The sequence below is a fragment of the Streptomyces sp. RKAG293 genome, assembly GCF_023701745.1.
Taxonomy (GTDB): domain Bacteria; phylum Actinomycetota; class Actinomycetes; order Streptomycetales; family Streptomycetaceae; genus Actinacidiphila.
In genome coordinates, this window is the sequence record NZ_JAJOZB010000001.1 from 9,027,518 (window position 1) to 9,045,838 (window position 18,321).

19 protein-coding genes are annotated in these 18,321 nt (G+C 69.5%); 6 read left to right on the top strand and 13 right to left on the bottom strand.

Annotated features, from left to right (window positions below; genetic code table 11):
- Window positions 1-60: 60 nt before the first annotated feature.
- Together LNW72_RS39740 and LNW72_RS39745 are read right to left on the bottom strand one after the other, a co-directional pair.
- A complete protein-coding gene (locus LNW72_RS39740) occupies window positions 61-624 on the bottom strand; it encodes a hypothetical protein (RefSeq protein ID WP_250979886.1) in 564 nt (187 codons plus the stop codon).
- A gap of 195 nt (window positions 625-819) precedes the next feature.
- A complete protein-coding gene (locus LNW72_RS39745; RefSeq protein WP_250979887.1) occupies window positions 820-1,803 on the bottom strand; it encodes a GNAT family N-acetyltransferase in 984 nt (327 codons plus the stop codon).
- 125 nt (window positions 1,804-1,928) lie between these two features.
- Between LNW72_RS39745 and LNW72_RS39750 the strand changes: the two genes are divergently transcribed.
- Together LNW72_RS39750 and LNW72_RS39755 are read left to right on the top strand one after the other, a co-directional pair.
- Entirely contained in the window at window positions 1,929-2,402 is a 474-nt protein-coding gene (locus LNW72_RS39750; RefSeq protein WP_250979888.1) for a VOC family protein, read from the top strand.
- 35 nt (window positions 2,403-2,437) lie between these two features.
- Window positions 2,438-2,791 carry a UBP-type zinc finger domain-containing protein gene (locus LNW72_RS39755; protein WP_250979889.1) on the top strand — a complete coding sequence of 118 codons (354 nt, stop codon included), beginning with the start codon at window positions 2,438-2,440 and terminating at the stop codon, window positions 2,789-2,791.
- Between the two features lie 34 nt (window positions 2,792-2,825).
- On the opposite strand, the gene LNW72_RS39760 is transcribed toward LNW72_RS39755, so the two are convergent.
- The 6 genes from LNW72_RS39760 to LNW72_RS39785 form a co-directional block, all read right to left on the bottom strand.
- The gene (locus LNW72_RS39760; protein ID WP_250979890.1) at window positions 2,826-3,764 is read right to left on the bottom strand and encodes a DUF5996 family protein; all 939 of its coding nucleotides are present in this window, start codon (window positions 3,762-3,764) and stop codon (window positions 2,826-2,828) included.
- A gap of 115 nt (window positions 3,765-3,879) precedes the next feature.
- Complete coding sequence (locus tag LNW72_RS39765) at window positions 3,880-4,254, bottom strand: nuclear transport factor 2 family protein (protein WP_250979891.1); 375 nt, start codon at window positions 4,252-4,254, stop codon at window positions 3,880-3,882.
- Between the two features lie 105 nt (window positions 4,255-4,359).
- A complete protein-coding gene (locus tag LNW72_RS39770) occupies window positions 4,360-4,701 on the bottom strand; it encodes a hypothetical protein (protein ID WP_250979892.1) in 342 nt (113 codons plus the stop codon).
- Window positions 4,698-6,110, bottom strand: coding sequence for a PrsW family glutamic-type intramembrane protease (locus LNW72_RS39775; protein WP_250979893.1), 1,413 nt, complete (start codon window positions 6,108-6,110; stop codon window positions 4,698-4,700). The genes LNW72_RS39770 and LNW72_RS39775 overlap by 4 nt, the downstream gene beginning before the upstream one ends.
- Window positions 6,107-6,526, bottom strand: a complete 420-nt coding sequence (locus LNW72_RS39780; protein WP_250979894.1) for a hypothetical protein — start codon at window positions 6,524-6,526, stop codon at window positions 6,107-6,109. The genes LNW72_RS39775 and LNW72_RS39780 overlap by 4 nt, the downstream gene beginning before the upstream one ends.
- A complete protein-coding gene (locus LNW72_RS39785) occupies window positions 6,523-8,865 on the bottom strand; it encodes a hypothetical protein (RefSeq protein WP_250979895.1) in 2,343 nt (780 codons plus the stop codon). Before LNW72_RS39785 ends, LNW72_RS39780 begins: the two co-directional genes overlap by 4 nt.
- Window positions 8,866-9,093: 228 nt before the next feature.
- On the opposite strand from LNW72_RS39785, the gene LNW72_RS39790 reads away from it, so the two are divergent.
- Window positions 9,094-10,074 carry a helix-turn-helix domain-containing protein gene (locus LNW72_RS39790; RefSeq protein ID WP_250979896.1) on the top strand — a complete coding sequence of 327 codons (981 nt, stop codon included), beginning with the start codon at window positions 9,094-9,096 and terminating at the stop codon, window positions 10,072-10,074.
- 160 nt (window positions 10,075-10,234) lie between these two features.
- On the opposite strand, the gene LNW72_RS39795 is transcribed toward LNW72_RS39790, so the two are convergent.
- Both LNW72_RS39795 and LNW72_RS39800 read right to left on the bottom strand, forming a co-directional pair.
- On the bottom strand, window positions 10,235-10,600 hold the full coding sequence (locus LNW72_RS39795; RefSeq protein ID WP_250979897.1) for a darcynin family protein: 366 nt from the start codon (window positions 10,598-10,600) through the stop codon (window positions 10,235-10,237).
- A 112-nt stretch (window positions 10,601-10,712) separates the two neighbouring features.
- Window positions 10,713-11,606, bottom strand: a complete 894-nt coding sequence (locus LNW72_RS39800; RefSeq protein WP_250979898.1) for an NAD(P)H-binding protein — start codon at window positions 11,604-11,606, stop codon at window positions 10,713-10,715.
- A 104-nt stretch (window positions 11,607-11,710) separates the two neighbouring features.
- Here LNW72_RS39800 and LNW72_RS39805 point away from each other — a divergent pair, with 104 nt between their 5' ends.
- Window positions 11,711-12,664 (top strand): LysR family transcriptional regulator, encoded by a 954-nt coding sequence (locus tag LNW72_RS39805; protein WP_374117445.1) that lies wholly within the window; start codon window positions 11,711-11,713, stop codon window positions 12,662-12,664.
- Between the two features lie 137 nt (window positions 12,665-12,801).
- Here the strand turns inward: LNW72_RS39805 and lepB are convergent, their stop codons facing one another.
- Together lepB and LNW72_RS39815 are read right to left on the bottom strand one after the other, a co-directional pair.
- Window positions 12,802-13,476 (bottom strand): signal peptidase I, encoded by a 675-nt coding sequence (gene lepB, locus LNW72_RS39810; protein WP_250979900.1) that lies wholly within the window; start codon window positions 13,474-13,476, stop codon window positions 12,802-12,804.
- A 128-nt stretch (window positions 13,477-13,604) separates the two neighbouring features.
- On the bottom strand, window positions 13,605-14,198 hold the full coding sequence (locus tag LNW72_RS39815; RefSeq protein WP_250979901.1) for a TetR/AcrR family transcriptional regulator: 594 nt from the start codon (window positions 14,196-14,198) through the stop codon (window positions 13,605-13,607).
- A gap of 91 nt (window positions 14,199-14,289) precedes the next feature.
- On the opposite strand from LNW72_RS39815, the gene LNW72_RS39820 reads away from it, so the two are divergent.
- On the top strand, window positions 14,290-15,513 hold the full coding sequence (locus tag LNW72_RS39820) for an alpha/beta fold hydrolase (protein ID WP_250979902.1): 1,224 nt from the start codon (window positions 14,290-14,292) through the stop codon (window positions 15,511-15,513).
- A gap of 320 nt (window positions 15,514-15,833) precedes the next feature.
- On the top strand, window positions 15,834-17,534 hold the full coding sequence (locus tag LNW72_RS39825; RefSeq protein WP_250979903.1) for a serine/threonine-protein kinase: 1,701 nt from the start codon (window positions 15,834-15,836) through the stop codon (window positions 17,532-17,534).
- 191 nt (window positions 17,535-17,725) lie between these two features.
- Here the strand turns inward: LNW72_RS39825 and LNW72_RS39830 are convergent, their stop codons facing one another.
- Window positions 17,726-18,292, bottom strand: coding sequence for a hypothetical protein (locus tag LNW72_RS39830; protein ID WP_250979904.1), 567 nt, complete (start codon window positions 18,290-18,292; stop codon window positions 17,726-17,728).
- Between the last annotated feature and the right edge of the window lie 29 nt (window positions 18,293-18,321).

An 18,321-nucleotide genomic window follows, 5' to 3' on the forward strand; every position in this document is an offset into this window, starting at 1 on the left:
TCTCTGGAGGATTCCCGGCGGAGCCTCATCGGCGTTCCGCGACCTTTCTGCCGCCGCTGATCACGGCGTGGGGTGCGCAGCCGGCGCCGAGGGTTGCCGCCTTCCGCCTACGCAATCAGTCCGGTGCCGCGCGCAGGAGCCCCGCCAATCTCTCAGCGCCCAGCCGAGAACGAGCCCGAGCCCCGGCAGCGGCAGCGCCAGAACCACGAAGAGAAGGGCCACGACGATGGCCGAGAAGGGCGTCCACACTCTGCTCGAGTAGGGACCGAAGCTCTCAACGCCCGGGGCCGCCGTCGCCATGACCGACAGCACTGCGGCGACCGCGGCCTCGCGCAGGGCGCCAAGGCGTCCGAAGCCCACACCCAACGGCAAACCCACAACGCCGACCACGATGAAGGAAACCGGCAGCGAGATCCCCGTCAAGTCACCGTTCGGAGCCAACCACTCCTGCACCAAGGGGTTTGCCGTTGAGACAATGATCCAGGCAGCTGAGAGCAGCCAGACCTTCCACATCCTCGACACCCGCTGCGCTTTGCGGATCTTTTCCGCCGGGCCGGCCTCCGAAGCGAGGAGGTTCTTCAGTCGGGCCTTCAGTCTGTGACTGTCCGGCTTGATCCAGCGCATGGCTGACTCCTCCACCATCCCGGCAACGCAATATTGAACGCGTTCAGAATCATGTCATACGCAGGCCGCGGCTGGATCTCTTCCATGGCTGATGCGATGGAACACGCTGGGATGGCTGCCGCCGTCCAGTACATGGGCCAGCGTCGTCGCCCGCGCCAGCGTGGCTTGACCGGCGACGGCCCGAACGACCAGTCCTCAGCCCGCGGTAGTGGTCCTGGCCGTGGTTCTGGCCGTGGTCTTGGTCTTGATGAGCGGCGCGTCCCGTGAGAGCTCCCGGAACCCGAGGCCGTAGTACAGCCCGCGCGCCTTGGGGTGCCCCGGCGCACCCAGGCAGACGACCGTCGCATGTGTGGCGCCGGCCGCCCGCGCCAGATGCATCCCGTGCAGCATCATCGCCCTTGCCAGCCCGAGCCGACGGTAGTCCGGATGCGTTCCGACCGGTTCGAACTCGACGGTCTTGTTCACCTCGTCGAACCACATGATCGTCGAGGATGCCATGGTTCCGTCCGGCGCCTCCACCAGGACGTGAAGGTCGCCGCGATAGGCCGCCGTCTGCCGGACATCGTCGTAGCTTCGGGCCGTGTACGCGGAGGGAGCCCACGCGTCCAGATGGGCCAGGACCGCGGCCTGCGGTCCGGCCTCGTCGGCGGTGCGGAACCGGAATCCGGACGGCAGCACCGGCCGCTCCACATCCGTGAGGTCCCGCTCGTTGAGCTGGGTCCAGTCGCCGGTGTCACCGAGCGCCCCCACGTCGGTCCCATAGCCGTGCGCCGCCCATCGCTTCAGCGCGAACTCCGCGGCGGTCGTCGGCGACACCGTGCGCTCGAGGCCGGCCGCCACACCGTCGTACCACTCGATCACTTCGTCGACCAGTTCGGTGTGGTCAGGATGGACCTGATAACTCAGACAGGCGCCGGTGACGTCCGTGGCCGTCCCGTCATTGCGCCGCACCTGGTGCGGAAGGAAGGCCCAGCCCCACGCCACCAATTCGCCACCGGAGAACCACAGCCGACGCGGCCAGGTCGCGCCGTAGGAGGCGCACCCCTTGCCCCAGACCCAGGCCAGCTCCCCGTACGAAGCGCCGGCGCTGATCAGGTCCGGGCGGGAGGCGGTGACGCGCTGTGCCAGACCCTGCATGAGCGGAATGTCCGCGGCGGTCAAGAGCTCGACGTCGGTCATGGTGCGCCACTGTGCCAGGACTCCGCGAAGCCGTCGAATCGTTTTCCCGCCGGCCGCCGGGCCACGGTCGACCGGTTCCGCCGGGTGGGAATGCCGGGCGGCCGCCCGCGCCATAGGCTCGGCGCATGTCCGATTTCATCGCCGAAGGCGCGTCGGCCGCGGACCTTCCCGCACCGGCTGAGGGCCTGCTGCTCACGCACTTCCTCACGGTCAGCGACGTTCCGCGCTCGCGGGCGTTCTACGCCGATGTACTGGGCGGAAGGGTGGTGCTGGAGGAGAACCCCTGCATCATCAAGGTCGCCAACAGCTGGATCATCATGAACCCCGGCGGCGGGCCCACCGACGACAAGCCCGACGTCGTCCTGCGCACACCGGAGGACCCCCATACGGTCTCCAGCTTCCTGAACGTACGGGTAGCGGACCTCCAGGAGTTCTACGCGGCGGCCCGCGCCAAGGGAGCCGAGTTCCTCACCCCGCCCATCGACCGGCGCGCCGAGCTGCGCTGCTACATGCGCGACCCGGACGGGTACCTCATCGAGGTAGGGCAGGCCACGGGCCTGCTGAAGGGCATCCTGGCACGCACCGGCACCGGCACCTGACCGCCGAACGGCGCCTCACACGAGAGGTAACCCTCATGGCAGACCAGCAGATCCCAGGCCTCGATCCGACCGCGACGCCCAGCGGAACTGGGTGCGTGGAGTGCTTGGCCAATGCGGGATGGTGGTTCCATCTGCGGCGCTGCGCCGCCTGTGGGCACATCGGATGCTGCGACTCATCGCCCGGGCAGCACGGCACGCAACATGCGCGCGAGGCCGGACACCCCCTGCTGACCAGCTTCGAACCGGGTGAGGACTGGTTCTGGAACATCGAGACCGATCAGTACTACGAGGGGCCGGAGCTGACCCCGCCCACCGCGCACCCGGCTTCGCAGTCCACGCCGGGCCCCCAGGACAAGGTCCCCGCGGACTGGGAGCAGAAGCTCCACTGACCGCGCTGGACTGCCGGGCCCTCCGGTCCGGGAGTCAGATCCGCTGGAGCGGGTCCGTGATGCCTCCGGGGCACGCGAGCGCCGCGATGTCCCATCCGGCGCCTTCGGCCCCGGCCCGGTAGGCGCTCTCGTAGAAGGCGAGGACGGCGGCACGAGGATCGGGCGCGACACGGGCCGCGTCGTAGCGCAGCACGGCCAGGTGGCTGTCGCCGCGCGCGACCCACCGCGCGGACGCGGGGCTGAGCGGCTCGCCGGCCAGGCCCGCGGGCTCGGGGGCGGTGTAGGAGTAGAAGGCGGGCTCGGGGAAGGTGTCGTCGCCGAACCAGAAGCCGAAGCTGATCACCTCTCGGGAGTACGCCTCCCGGGTCACGGGGTCGGTCTGCCGGGACTGGTCGATCCGCCGCCCGGAGAACCGGCTGTGGGCGATGTCGAAGGTGTGCCAGAAGTGGTGCACCGGACTCTGCTTCCCCGAGTAGCCCGCCGCGAACTCCTCCAGCACGCACGCGACCTGGCTCAAAACCCGCCAGTACCGGTTGGCGGCCACGGGATCGTACGTCGTGTGCTCGGTGTCCTCGGCGAACGGCCGGCCGGAGTCCGGCAGGTCGAAGGGCCTGGGAACGGCGATGTCCACCCGGACCCCCAGCGCGGCCAGAGCGGCCAGGGTCGCGTCATGGAAGGACGCGACGGACTGGCCCGGAAGCGGGAAGGACCGCTCTTCGCCGTCCAGCGTCGCGATGACGAGCCGGTGGTCGACGAAGTCGAAGTCGATCGTGAAGATCTGGCTCCCGCCGGCCTGCCCCATCGGACGCGTGGTGATCCCGCGCCCCGTGACATGGAACGGGACGTTCCACCAGTGGTTGCACCGGGCGCTCGCCGCGAGGCGGATCTTGCCGACGATCTGCGCGAAGCGGTGCAGCGTCTCCTTGGTATCCCGCCACTCCATCAGCGGCACCGGCGGGAAGATCTCCGTCATCGTTCCATGATGAGCCCGCTACCGGCGTCCGGCATCCCCGCCCGGGGACACGGAGAGAGTGGCTGAGCCCCCGGCCGCCGGAGCCGGCGCAGATCACCCGGCAGCCACGGCACTGTCAAACAGCTCCAGAAATGTCTCCCGCAAAAACGATCATCTGGTCGATCCTGGTATCCCGCAGATGCACCACATCCGTGCCGGCCAGCGTCGGGCCACTGCCCTGCGTGCTGTAGACCCAGCGATACCGCGCCCATTCCCCAGGTGCGTCGACCGCCGAAGCGCGCACCATCAAGCCCGGTCCCGCGGGATGACGCCGCATCTCCAGCACGAAGCGCTCAACCGCCTCCAGACCCTCGCAGCGCCCCAACGGTCCCCAGAAGACGACGTCGGGGGTGAGAGCTCGGACGAGCAGCTCCGTGACGTAGCTGTCGGCAGACGCGTTGAATGCCGAGACGAACGTATCAATGGCTGTCTGAGCGGGTTCTTCCTGCATCGTCACTTCTTATCAGAACCTGGATGCCGGACCCCGGAGACTGACGGTGCCAAACTCCGCCAACTTGCCACGAGCAGCGAAAGGTTCACCGGGAGTCGTACGGCGTCAGATGCTGTCGTCCTCCCAGGACGATGTCTCCTTCCGGGCGGCCGCGAAGCTTGCGTCGACGACCGCCAGGTCCGCGTCCGTGACGGCCCGCGCCCGGCGCATCGCGAGTATCAGCCATACCGCGGCCGCCAGTGCCAGGAGGACCCAGACGGTGGCGGAGGCGGTGGCGGCGGCGTGCGTGGGGCAGCCGCCGCTCGGGAATGCCCGGCCGCCCCGGTAGTCGGACGCGGCACACTGCGCGACGGCAGGATCCGGCGTCACCAGGACGAGGGCCGTCGCGAGAAGCGGGGCGAACACGGCGAGGGCCCGGGGGGTGCGGGATCGGGTCACGACGGTCACGACGGGACTCCTTGCTCGGGATGGGCCGGATGGACGTTCGGACGCATCGCGAACCCCTTCAACTCCATGACGTGATCACGCTGTTGCGTCAGTGGTGAGGTCAACAGGCGCAACTGGGTCTGCTGGAGACGGATCAGGTGGCGCAGCCCGGCGGTGCCGTCACGCCGCCAGACCCGCAGTTCGAGCAGCAGGCGACGGCGCGGGGACAGCAACAATTCGCACTCGGCGGGTGTCACGGCGAGGGCGCCGCCCACCGTCTCGAACCGCAGAGCCGCTCGCAGCTCGCCCGCTTGGTCGCGCAGTCCCCGTCGCAGCAGCAGGACGCAGGCGACCACGAACGGGCCCGTGGCGAGCAGAGTGACCAGCGGAACGCCCAGGAGCACCCCGAGCACCGCGTCGTCGGTGAACAGGTCCTTGCGCCACCGGTCGAGCAGTGGCATGGCCGTGTCGAGCAGGAAGTGGCCGCCGAATGCGGCGAGAAGGCCTCCCGCGCACGCGGTGATCCGGTCCCGGCGGGTGGTGGCCCGCATCGCCGTGCCGAACCCGGCTCCCGCCAGCGCGGTGAAGGCGGCGTGCACGGTCAGCAGTCCTACGACCTGGCGGGTCCAGAACTGGGCGGCCGCCTGGCCGGGTTCGATCTCCGCCACATAGCGGACGGTTTCGGTGAGGTTGAAGCCGATGCCCACGGCGGCTCCGAGCACCAGTCCGGGTACCAGCCCGTCGGCGTACCGCCGGAAGACGAGGACGAGCAGGGCGACGCCGGCCGCCTTGCCGAGTTCGGCGAAGAGGTCCGCGTTGAGCGCGGACAGTGCAAGCAGCGTGCGGATCGAGCCGCGCGGGTGTTGGAAGTCCATGAGATATCCGCCCGCGTACCAGGCGAACCACATGGCCATGACGGCCGCGAATCCGGCTCCCACCAGCGCGCCCCAGCCGAAGGCGATCAGCGTCAGGCGGGCGGGCAGCCGTATGTACAACTGGGCACGGTGCACGATCAGGAGCGCGACACCGGAGGTCGGCAGGCACAGCAACGCCGTCAGCGGGGCATCGGAGAGAGCGTCGAGCGCCATCACGGTGTACGGCAACACCAGCACCGCCAGGACGGCAGCCCGGCAGGCGCGCACGACCCGCACCCGCCCGGAGCGGTGCGCTGCGTGCAGCACCGGGGCGAGCAGCAGGGCGATGCCCCAGCCCGTGTACAGCAGCACCCGGGTCAGCTTCAGCGCGGGCGGCTGGGGCAACAGGTAGATCCGCATCCACGGCAGCGGTGAGTGGATGTCCGGTGCGGTCCAGTACAGCACCTGGGCCATGGCGAAGGCCGCGGAGAGCACGAGAGCGATGGCCAGGGCGATCCGCCAGGGGCGACGGAAGGTGTCCGGAGCGGTCCGCGGGGGCGGCGGGGGCAGCGTCATCGGGGGCCTCCGAACGGGTGAGAACCGGGAGGCCCGGTGGGAAAGTCCGACGGCAGGTCAGTGGGGAAGTCGGACGGCAGTGCGGTGGGAAAGTCCGATGGCAGGTCGGTGGGGAAGTCGGACGGCAATCCGGTCGGAAAGTCCGACGGCAGGTCGGTGGGGAAGCCGGACGGCAAACCGGTCGGGAGACCGGAGGGCAGCGGGAACGTGCCGGGCCGTGAAGGCAGGGTGGGCATGTTCTCCGGCAGCGGTATGGCCGGGTCGGTGGTGAACGCGGCAAGGGCGCCGAGTGTGAGCGCCACCGCGCCGAGTACACCGACGGCGGCCATGAGCCGGATGTGCGGGCGCCGAGGCTGCCCGGAGGGCTCCAGCTCCGGCTCCGGCGATCCGGGCGGTCGAGGGCCGGGGTGGGTCATCGGAACCTCCGGGTACGGGACGGCGAGCGCGGGCGCGAAACGGCCGCGCGGCGCAGCGGGCTGGCCGAACCGGCGGCGCTCAGGCGGCGTCTGCGCCACCACAGCAGCCCGCCCACCGCCACCAGCAGGGCGGGCAGCACACGGAGCGCCACGGCGGTGGGGGACAGCGCCCCGTCCGCTGCGTCCAGACCGGCGGCCTGCCGGGGCGTGGGAGCACCGAGCCAGATCGAATCATCCTTACCGGACACGTCGGAGGTGCGCAGCGAGCGTTCCACCTGCGCGGCGAAGGCCGCCGCCGGAGCGTCGCGCAGCGGTACCGTCGTCAGGTCCACACCCCCGTAGGTGTAGGTGGTGACGTAGTCCGTGTTGCCTTGACTGGTGCGCCGGGTGACCTTGAACTCGCCCTTGGTGTACGACTTCACGAACTCGTTGAAGGTGTCGGTGGGTTTCCAGGACGTCTTGGTCGGCCAGGCCCTCGCGTCTCCCCGGTCGATCAGGGCGCCGTAAGTGGTGTGCCGGCTGCGGCTCAGGTTGCGGTACCACTCGGCGGCCACCCGGGCCAGGTAGACGCGGCGCAGGTCGGCGTAATCCGGGGCGGTGTTGATGGCCCGCTTCAGCTCGGGCAGCACCAGACTGCGGTACACCTGCTCGTTGTGCTCCTCGGTGGCCGCGTCCTGGTGCGGACAGTTCTGCCCACTTGCCACGCCCCGGGACTTGAGGTATTGGGTGTCCATCTTCACGTCGAGCGGCGCGTCGAGGATGTACAGCTTGTCGCCGTCCTGGTGGACGGAGGCGGGCGCGGGCACGATCCAGGTGCGGAACGACAGGCACTGCCCTTTGACGCGGTTCCACAGCTCCTTGCCGGATCCCGTGTCGGGATGGATCAGTGTGCCGACGGTCTTCTTCATCCGCAGGTCGGCCTGGAGCAGCACGCGGCCGGCGTCGGTGGAGCCGAGGCGGGCATCGACGATGCGGTCGGGCTCGTCAGGGTTGAGATTGACCCAGAAGTCGCCGGGGCGCAGCGAGAGCCACACGAAGAAGGCGTCCGAGCTGAGGGTGGCAGCGTTCATTCCGGTGCTGGTGCGCGCGTCCCCGCGCACGGGGTCACGGCCCGCCTCGAAGGAGTACTGCAGGCCGCTGCCGTCTCCCGGGTCGGCCAGGTAGCGCAGGTCCATCGTGGTGAAGTCGATGCCGCCGGGTGCCGTGGAGGGTCCGCCGGCCAGTGTCTGCCCCAAACCGGTGGCCGCGGCGGTTCCGCCGTCCGCAGGGGAAGATCCGCCGGCGTCCTTGTCGCAGGGGCCGGCAGCCCGGAGCGCCGCGAATCCCATCTGGACTGCGGTCGATGGGCAGGGTTTGCCGATCGGGTCGACGGGAGGAGCGAAGAGTTTGAGGGCCGCGCTCGCCGTGGAGTTCGGGTGCTTGGCGTCGAGCTTCTTGACGTCGTTCAGTTTCCGTTCGAGCTCTTGCCGCGCGTGATCGGAACGGAGCCCTCGGACGTCATCGAATCTCTCATTGGTCCGCCGCTTCTCCTCTTTGCGCCACGTCGCGCTCCGGTCGGTCCGCTTGGCTATGGCGGCGATCTGGCGCTGCTGTTCCGCCGTCTCCTCGACGGACAAGCCGAAGCGCCAGGCGTAGTAGGTCGGCATGTCCGGCGGGTAGAGGCCCGCGCACAGCGTGCACTGCTGCCGCTCCGAGGCGCCGAGCACCCGAGCGCTGAGAGGTATGTTGTAGGCCCGGAGGTGATCTTGGAGGACGGCCTCCGAATGCTCGCGCGGAATGATCTTCTTGGACTTGGCGTCCTCCTGCTCGAAGAGGTTCAGCGCGCTCACGGCCAGCAGTTGGGTCACCCTTTCGCCGCGCAGCTTGGCCGCGAGGCCCGGGGGCAGGAACGGGGCCACCGAGTCGAGCTGGACGACTGAGTTGCGCCAGTAGGCGTTGCTGGGGGACGCGACGGCGTGCTCCTTCAGCATCCTCTCCCTCGTTTCGGCGGGCACGCCCAACGGATTGATCAGCTCGACGGCCCCGTTGTGATACACGTTGAACGCCTCATCACGATCGGTTTTCAGCTCTCGGTAGAACTCGAGGCGCAGGTCCACGATCGGCAGCATCAGCGGGTGGAACAGCACGTTCTCACCCCGGTACCGCTTGTCGATCGACAGGTCCGTTCCCGTGGCCGAGCCCGGTGGGCGGGAGCCACTCCCCGGGGACGTGGGCGTGGGCTGCGGCCCGGCAGCCGCTGCCGAGGCGCCCGGCAACGCGCCTCCACCGACCAGCATCGCCACCACCAGCCCCCACGCCGCCGCGCCGCGTCCCAGGCGTCGGCCGAGCTGCTGTCGCATGCCGTTCCTTCCACCGTGCCTACGGCACGGTCGCCTCGTCGTGTGTGGTCCGGCCCGCCTCCCGGTACCCCCCGGCATCCCGGGAGGGGGCTACCAAGATCCTGGCCGAGCGAATTCCGGACTGTCGTTGGCGCCGTGCGCACACTGGTTGGCGTGGAACGCACTTTCACTTCACCCGCCACTGCAGTTGGCTGAGTTCCCGGAACCCCCACCAGCGCCGGAGCGAACATGCATCCCATCGTCTTCGACACCGTCGAAGTCCCCGTAGCGGAAAGGCCCGCCGCATGGGTTGAGACGATGGCTCTGGCGCAGGTCACCCAGCGGGTGAAGTTCCTGGAGACAGCGCGGCTCAGCGCCCGCATGGAGATCATGCCGCTGGGCGTAGGACAGTTGTCGACGCTCTCGTACGCCTCGCTCGTCGCCCAGCGCACACCGCGACTGGTGCGCCAGTCGGACCCGGAGATGTATCACGTGGCCGTGGCCACGGGGGGCGAGATCGGCATCGCGCAGCACCGGCAGAGTTCCCTGCTGCGCCAAGGCGACATGGGGTTCTTCGACAGCTCGCGCCCCTTCGACACCCAGGCGGGCGAGACACCGGGACGGGCGCTCCTGTTCCAGTTCCCCAAGGGTCTGTTGCGGTTGCCGCACCAGCGGTTCACCGCGCTCTGCGGGTTGTCGAGGCCCTGGACGCACGGGGTGGGGCGGTTGTTCGGACAGTTTCTGGTGGAGCTCGCTGAGCAGTACCCGCACTGCACCCCGCAGCAGGCGGCGGGGCTCGGGGCAACGGCCGTGGATCTGCTGATGGCGGTCCTGGCCGAGGGGGGCGACGCGCCCCGGGACGGGGACGGCGAGCCTCAACAGCAGGGGACGTTCCTGAGGATGAGCGCCTTCGTCACCGACCACCTGGCCGACCCTGCCCTGGGCCCCGAGGCGCTGGCCGCGGCGCACCACGTCTCGCTGCGCTATCTGCACCGGGTGTTCCAGAACAACGGCACCACGCCGCGCACGTTCATCCGTGAGCAGCGCATGAGCCGGTGCCGCAGGGATCTGGCCGATCCGGCACTACGGCATCTGACGGTCCACGCCATCGCCACGCGCTGGGGCTACCCCCAACCGCACGCGTTCGCCCGCGCGTTCCGGGCCGCGACGGGGATGTCGGCCACCGAATACCGGGCCCTGCGCGCGGCGCCTCCAGCGCAGACATCCTGAGGATGCGTTGGCACATCCTGAGCATGCGTTGGCGCGTATCCGCCCGCGCGGAGACGCGCCCATGGGCCGCCTCTTGAGAGACGGCCCATGGGAGGGAAGGCTCGGTGTCTGTGTGCTTCCATGACGGACACCGGCCCGGTCACGCGGAGCGGACGGTGTATCAGGTGGCGATGGTGGCTACGGCGTCGAGGCCGTAGGTGCGGGCGTAGCCGTTCTCGGTGCCGACGAGCAGGTCGACGACCTCGAAGTAGCGGTCCCAGAAGGGAGTCTCTCGCAGTGCGTCGATGAGGAGCTGGTAGGCGTGGTGATCGTCTGCCTCCCAGACCCAGACGTCGGTGACGCGTGCGGAGTAGAACTCGGTGTCGTAGAAGCGTGACCGGACGCCGGTGGTCTTGGCCTCGATCGCGGGCACGACCTGGGTGGTGAAGGCGTCCACCCGTTGCTGGACGGTCAGCCCAAGCCATTCAGGTGTGGTCTTGACGAGTAGAAAAGCGGTCACCGGTGTTACGGCTTCCTCGGTGGGCATGACGGTCCTTCCCAAGTGGCTGGGGTCTTAGTGGAGTGGGCACCACTGCTCCGGTGAAGCGCCGGCGGGGTGCGGGTGCGGATGCGGATGCAGGTGAGGGTGACGGTGTGGGTCAGGACAGGACGGCGGGCTTGAGGGTCTGGGCACACCACTGCTCGAAGGTGGTGGGAGAGGCGGTGTCCGCGGTACGGGTGACGCCTGCGTCGAGGCCGTTGTCCTTGGCCTGCTTCATATCGACGATGCCCTGGACGAACGTTTCGTCGAGGCCGTAGCCGACGAGAGCGGTGCGCAGGTCCTCGAACGGCTGGCGCTCGTAGCGGACGGGACGGCCCAGCTGCTCGGTCATGATGCGGGCCAGGTCGTTGGGGGACAGGTCCTGGGGCCCGAGAACCGGGACGTCGTCAATCCCGGTCCAGGAGCGGTCCAGCAGCAGGCGGGCGGCGACGGCGGCGATGTCGGCGACGGCGACGAGGGGGGCCTTGCGGTCGGCGTCCACGACGTCGGTGAAGACGCCCTTCTCGCGGATCGAGTCGGCCTCCTCCAGAAAGTTCTCGAAGAACGAGGGGTTGGCCAGGGCCCGGTAGGAGACGCCGGTTTTCGCGATGAGGTCGTCCACGGCGAGGGAGACGGTGACGAGTCCGGCGCGGTCGGCGACCGGAGTGCCGCGGCCGAGCGCGGAGACGCCGACGACGTGCCCGACGCCGTGGGCGGCGAGCGCCTCCGCTGCGGGGTCGGTGAAGCCGCAGTAGGCGTCCATCGGGGGCAGCGAGGAGTCCGGGGGGACGAGCCAGAAGACGGCGTCCGCGCCCTCGAAGGCCCGGTCGACGACCTCGGCGTCGCCGTGCGAGCCGACGATGACCTCGACGCGTTCGCGCACCGCGTCAGGGAGTCGGGCGGGGTCGCGCACGATCACCCGCAGTTCCTCGCCGTGGGTGGGGGCGGACGCCAGGAGCAGGGGCAGCAGGTGGCGGCCGATGTTCCCCGTGGGAGCAGTGATGACGATCATGAAAACCTCGTAGGTCGTGCCGGTTCGGTATGCCCTTCATCCTGCTGAGAACCACGGCAGTGCCACAATGGGAACTTCGGCACGCAATCATTGCCTGAAATGGAATAACACTGGTGAACAGCTCTGATCCGGTCATCGACGCCAACCTCGCCGTCGCGCTCGACGCCCTGCTGACCGAGCAGAGCGTCACGCGCGCCGCCGCCCGCCTGCACACCTCCCCGGCAGCCATGAGCCGCACACTCGCCCGACTGCGCCGCGTCCTCCAGGACCCCCTCCTGGTCCGGGCGGGGCAGACCATGGTCCCCACGCCGCGCGCCGAGGCCCTGCGCGACGAGGCGGCTGCGGTGGTGCGCAGTCTGGAAGCACTGCTCACTTCCGGCAGCGTCGTCGACCCCGCCACCCTGCGCAGGACGTTCACTCTCCAGGCCGCCGACCTGGTCGGTGCGGTACTGGCCTCCGGCCTGCTGCGACTGACCGGTCGAGAGGCGCCGGGGATCTCCTTGCGTTTCCGGGCCGAGGAGTTGGAGGCAGAGCCGGCCCTCCGCGACGGCCGGGTCGACCTGGAGATCGGCTCCATCGACCACGTCGATCCCGAAACCCAGGTCGAAAAGCTGCTCACCCTGCGGATGGTGGCGGCCGTCCGGCCCGGTCACCCCCTGGCCGAGGGACCCCTGACCCCGGCCCGGCTCGCTGCCGCCGACCATGTCGCGGTCAGTCGCCGCGGCCGGTTCACCGGTCCGCTCGACACGGCTCTGGCCGAGCGCGACCTTCGTCGGAGGGTCGCTGTCGTCCTCCCCAGTCATCTGGCCGCGATGGCCCTTGCCGCCCGCACCGACGTCGTCTGCCTGGTCCCCGCGGCACTCCCCGGCGCGACCCCCTCACCCCTCACCGCCGACGCCACCGCCCTCGGCCTGCACCTCCTCGAGATCCCCCTGCCTATGCCGCCGGTGACCATCGGCATGGCCTGGCATCCCCGCCAGGCCGCCGACGGAGCCCACCACTGGCTCCGCGACGCCGTCCGCAGGACACTTCGCACGCCTGGAGGGTCAACTACCTGACCCGCCTGGAGGGTCAACCATCTGACGTGTCCGAGACACCGGGCTGCAGGGCAGGCCGCGATGAGCGGGGCGGCGCGCCAGGCGTAGCGCTCCGTGTGGCGCCCCTCTGTGCGGCGGTGTCGCTTGTTCGTCGCCGGTTACGGCCAGTTGTGCGGGGCAGCGGTACCGCTCGGCACGGGGACGATCCGACGCCGCCCCTTGGCCCAGGCGATCACGGCGCCGATCAACCCGGCCAGCGCGATGATCAGCCCGGCACCGAAGGGCACCGCGTAGGGCACCAGCGCACCGGTACCGGTCGTCGCCCGTGCGGACACGGCGGAGGCGGGTACCGTTCCCTGCTCCATGCTGAGGTGGAAGCGGGAGTCGAGGGAGTCGATGCGATTGTCGCCGAGCAGGAAGAGCCGCCCGGGCGGGACGGTCACGTCGTAGTCGCGATGCACCCCGTTGCTCACCCCGTTCAGGACGTAGGGCTCATCGAGTGGCTTGCCGTTCACCGTCACCTTGCCGTCCCCAGTGCAGGTGACCCGGTCCCCGCCGACACCGATCACCCGCTCGATGACGGATCCGCGAAATTCCCACTGCGGAATGTCGACCACGACCGCGTCACCGCGTCGCACCTGGCTGCCCTCGATCCTTTCAGCGACGACTTTGCTGTCGTGCTGAATGGTCGGCTGCATCGAGTCGCTCGCGTGGGAGTACAACTCGATGTTCATTCGGAACGCGATGATGTCGCCCAGCACCAGCAGCAGCCCGACCGCCAGCACGGCACACGAGACGATCAGCCCCTTCCGATTCGCTCTGCGAACCGGCACCGGCCACGGTGAAACCGCCGGATTCTCCATGTCGAGTCTTCCCCCACCCTCCCGACGGCCCCCCGCTGATCGGACGGCACGGGAGCATCGTAGAAGGGCCCTGCGACGCGCCGAGAGGGGCCCCTCGCTCAGGCCGTTGCCGGCCCATCAGTGGTGCTCAGCAGCCGGTCCACGAGGAGTTCCGGATAGCCGGTGGCCGGTGGGTCGATGCCGAAGATCGCTCGTAGGTAGAGCGGCGCGATGAGCTGGTCGAGGATCTGTTCGAGGGGCGGGGGGATCTCGCCACGGGCCGCGGCCCGCTCACGGATGCTTTCGATGGACCGGATCCGGCGTTCGAAGTGTTGCGCGCGCTCGCCCTGCGCCGGGGCGCTGCCCGGCATCGACAGGGCGACGGCCCGCACGAGGAGCCGGCCTTCGGGCTTGCGGATGCTCGCAACCCCCGCCTCCGCCCAGGCGACGAGGTCGCCGCGCAGGGTGCCGGTGTCCGCCAGCGGCCATTCGCGTTCGAGCCGGTCGACGACCACATCGGCCAGGAGCGCCTCACGGCTGCCCCAGCGCCGGTAGATGCTGGTGTGGTTCACCCCGGCGCGCTGCGCGATCGCGGGAATGGTCAGGTCCGCGCCCCCGGGGTCGGACAGCAGGTCGACGACCGCCTGATGGACGGCCGAGCGGACCTGTTCAGAGCTCTTACGGATGCGGGGAGTCGACTGTTTCGGTGTCACCCCCACATCGTAAGCACAAACATTTGCTTCGCGGGGCTCGCTGGGTCTACAGTTCTGGCGTACGCACAGATCTGTGCTTAAGGAGAGTGTGATGAAGCAGCTGCTGTTCCCGAACAACCCGCAGTTCTGGTACGAGACCCTGCGTTCGATGAGCCATATCGCCTATGGTGGCGCGGATTTCGGGGAGGTCGTCTCCACGGGTGAGCGCATCGTCGAGGGTGACTACGACAGCTGGCACACCGAGTGGCTCGCGACGGCCGACCGGGTGGCCGACGAGGCGCGGAAGGCGCTGGATGCCGGTCACCGGGTCAGTGCCCGGGACGGGTTCCTGCGGGCGTCGAACTACTACCGCTCGGCGGAGTTCTTCCTGCACGGTCACCCGTGCGACCCGCGCCACGACCACGCCTACGACCGCAGCGTGTCCTGCTTCCAGGCGGCCGCCGCCCTGTACACCCCGCGCATCGAGCCGGTGCGTATCCCGTACGAGGGCACGACGCTGCCGGGCTACCTCTACCGGGCCGACACCTCCGGCGCACCCCGCCCGACCCTGATCATGCACTCCGGCTTCGACGGCACCGCCGAGGAACTCCACTTCAGCGGCGCGCTGGCGGCCGTGGAGCGCGGCTACACCGTCCTGACCTTCGACGGCCCCGGACAGCCCGGACCCCGCCACCATCAGGGCATGGTGTTCCGTCCCGACTGGGAGAACGTCATCACTCCCGTCGTCGACTTCGCCGAGTCCCTCCCCGAGGTCGACAACAGCCGTATCGCGCTGCTGGGTTCCAGCATGGGCGGCGTGCTCGCCCCCAGGGCGGCGGCGTTCGAACACCGGCTGGCCGCGGTGATCGCCGTCGACGGCGTCTACGACCTCGGCCAGATATCCGTCCGCAACATCCCCGGCGACCGCGGCGCCGCCGAACAACTCCTGCGCGCGGACTGCGCCCCTGAACTCGACGCCGTCTTCGAGCAGATCATGGTCCAGGATGCCACCGCCCGGTGGGCGATCAACCACGGCATGTACGTCATGGGCGTCGACACGCCCCGGGCCTTCAGCGCCTCCTATCTCGACTACACCCTCGACCACGGCATCGCCGAGCAGATCCAGTGCCCCACCCTGGTCTGCGACGCCGCCGAGGACGAGTTCTTCAAGGGCCAGCCCGAGCAGCTCTACGATCACCTGACCTGCCCCAAAACCCTCATGGTCTTCACCGCCGAGGAAGGCGCCGGCGCACACTGCCACCCCGGCGCCATGCGCCTGTCCCTCGCCCGCATCTACGACTGGCTCGACGACACCTTCGCCACCCCCAGTGCCTGAACGTCCGACCGGTCCTCCCCGGACCGCCGAACACACCCAGGAATCCGGATGAACCGCACCGGTATCGAAGCCGCCCTCAACGACTTCGATGCCGGGCGCGGGCGGCTGGGCCCGGAGGGCCGGTCGGCCCGGCAGCTTGACCATCATCCGCCGTCCGTTTCGCCGGTTCCCCCGACCACCGGCGTCAACCGGCGGTGCAGTAGCAGCACCGTGACATGTCTGTTGCCGCCGGGAGGAGGGGGGACGAAGGACTTCGATAAGATTCCTGAGGCTTCGGGTTCGGGCCGGGTCAGGACTGGCGTCAATAGGGATGGTTCGGGATGAGCGGTACACCTTCGGCAAGTCCCTTCCAGCCGCTGAAGGCCGACGACCCGGCTGTGGTCGGGGGATACCGTTTGGTGGCGGTGCTCGGGGCGGGCGGCATGGGCAAGGTGTACCTGACGTACACGCCCGGCGGGCGGCCCATCGCCCTGAAGGTGATCCGATCGGAGTTCAGCGAGGATCCCGAGTTCCGGCGCCGCTTCCAGCAGGAAGTGCTCTCCGCCCAGCGGGTACAGGGCCTCTACACGGCGCCGGTCATCGACTGCGACACCGACGCCGCGCAGCCCTGGCTCGCCACCGCCTACGTCCCCGGGCCCTCGCTCGCGCACGCCGTGGCGCAGCACGGCGCTCTGCCGTTGCGCACGGTTCTGCTGCTGACGGTCGGGGTCGCCGAGGCTCTGCATGCCATCCACGCCGCCGGCATCGTGCACCGCGACCTGAAGCCCGCCAATGTGCTGCTGGCCGCGGACGGTCCGCGCGTCATCGACTTCGGCATCGCCCGCGCCGCCGACAGCACCGCCCTCACCGGCACCGGCGTCACCGTGGGCACTCCGTCCTTCATGGCGCCCGAGCAGGCGTCGGCCGGTATCGTCACCCACGCCACCGACATCTTCGCGCTCGGCCAGATCGTGGCCTTCGCCGCGATCGGGGCGCCCGCGTTCGGTGACGGTCCCTCACACGCGGTGCTCTACCGGATCGTGCACGAGGAGCCCGACCTCAGCCGGCTGCCCGCCGCACTCCGGCCGTTGGTGACCCGGTGCCTCAGCCGCGATCCGGCCGGGCGGCCCACCCCGGCCGAGGTCATCGAGCTGTGCCAGGCACTCTCGCCCGACCCGTTGCGACAGGGTGAGGACTGGCTGCCGCAGTCGCTGGCAGGCTCCCTCACCGAGCGCCGGCAGATCCCCGAACCCGCCCGCACTCCGCCGCCCGCTCCTGCGACGCCCACCGAATACTCCCCGCACCAGCCGCAGCCGGGCTTCGGCCCCGCCTACCCGCCCACCCAGACCGCGCCCAACCGGCCGAGCGCAGCACCGCAGGCAGAACCTTATGTCCAGCCCACCCTGCGGCCCGTCGGCGGTGGCCAGCGACCCTGGGTGCAGCCGCCTGCGGCGCACTATCCGCCGCCGAAGCCCAAGCGCCGCGGACTGGTCGTCGCCGGGGCGGTGGCCGCCGCGGTCGTGGGCCTGGCCGTCCTCTTCTCCCAACTGCCGGGCAACTCCAACAAGGACGAAGCCAAGGACACCCGCTCCAGCAGCGCTTCCAGCGGCCCGCGGCCCGACCCGAAGCCGGTCACCTACAAGGGCGTCAACATGACAGAGAACTACTTCGTCATGTTGGTCGACAACCCGCCGCGTCCTACCGAAGGGGCGGCGTTCGGCAGAAAAGGTGACCTGTACTTCCAACCAAAAAGCACCAACGTGGTGGAGAAGGACGAGATCGGATCGGGCAACGGCAAACTGGTACTGCTGAACAACGCGCAGAAGGGTTCACTGAACGTCTGCCGCTCGGAGACCCGCTATGCCGAGACCATCAGCCTCGACCAACTCAGCGACGGATCGCAGCTGTGCGTACTGAGCAACGCCGGCCACATCGCGGTGGCGACCTACCGCGGTAGGTCGGGCGAGAACGATCCGAGCGAGTACATCACCTTCGATCTCACCATCTGGCGCAACGCCCAGGAACCCCACAAGGCGGGATAAGGCGTCAGCCATCGCCTGGGCGCAGTCGGGATCGCGGTTACGTTGACGGGATCTGCTGCCGATCCGTCAGGGGCGGACTAGCGCGGGGAGGCCGGGTGCACCGCGGCGATCGAGCGTGAATCGCCGTCCTCGACGAACGGCTGCCCGATTCTCGCTCATTTCCCCATAGGCCCACGGCGGGGCCCGGCCCCTCACCCATGTGTGCGGCGCCGGTAGTAGTGCACGGCCACCACACCCAGCAGCGGCCCCCAGGCGGCCAGGGGCAGGTAGCAGGCGGTCAGGAGCCAGTTGCCCCACGGGGTGATGTCCATCTGGGCGTGCAGGGTCGTCCAGACAAGCAAGACTCCGTAGATGCTGCAGGCGAGTGCGCCGAACGCCGCCGGGACAACGGCAGCACGTATCGGAACCGGACGGCCTCCGAGATACGGCAGCCAACGCGGCCACACTTCTCCCCACGGCCGCACCAACCCGAGGGTCAGCCAGGCCAAGCCCTCTTGGGCCAGCGACAGCAGAGGCAGCACTAGCAGGCCCCAGCCAGGCAGGAGCATCGCGTCGTACTCGGGCTGCCCGAGTCCCAGCGGAACACCCAGTACGACGGCGAGGCGCCACAAAGCCGATGGCAGAGACAGCCAGACGGCCGCGGCCGCGGCACGTCGCGCCCAGGCCGGGACGCCCGGGACCGTCCGCTCCGATGCGCCGTGGGGCAGATGCTCTCCTTCGATCTGGGCCTTGTCGGCGAAGGGAACAGTGGTGGCCATGCGGCAACCTCCTTGATCAGCAGTGTCGT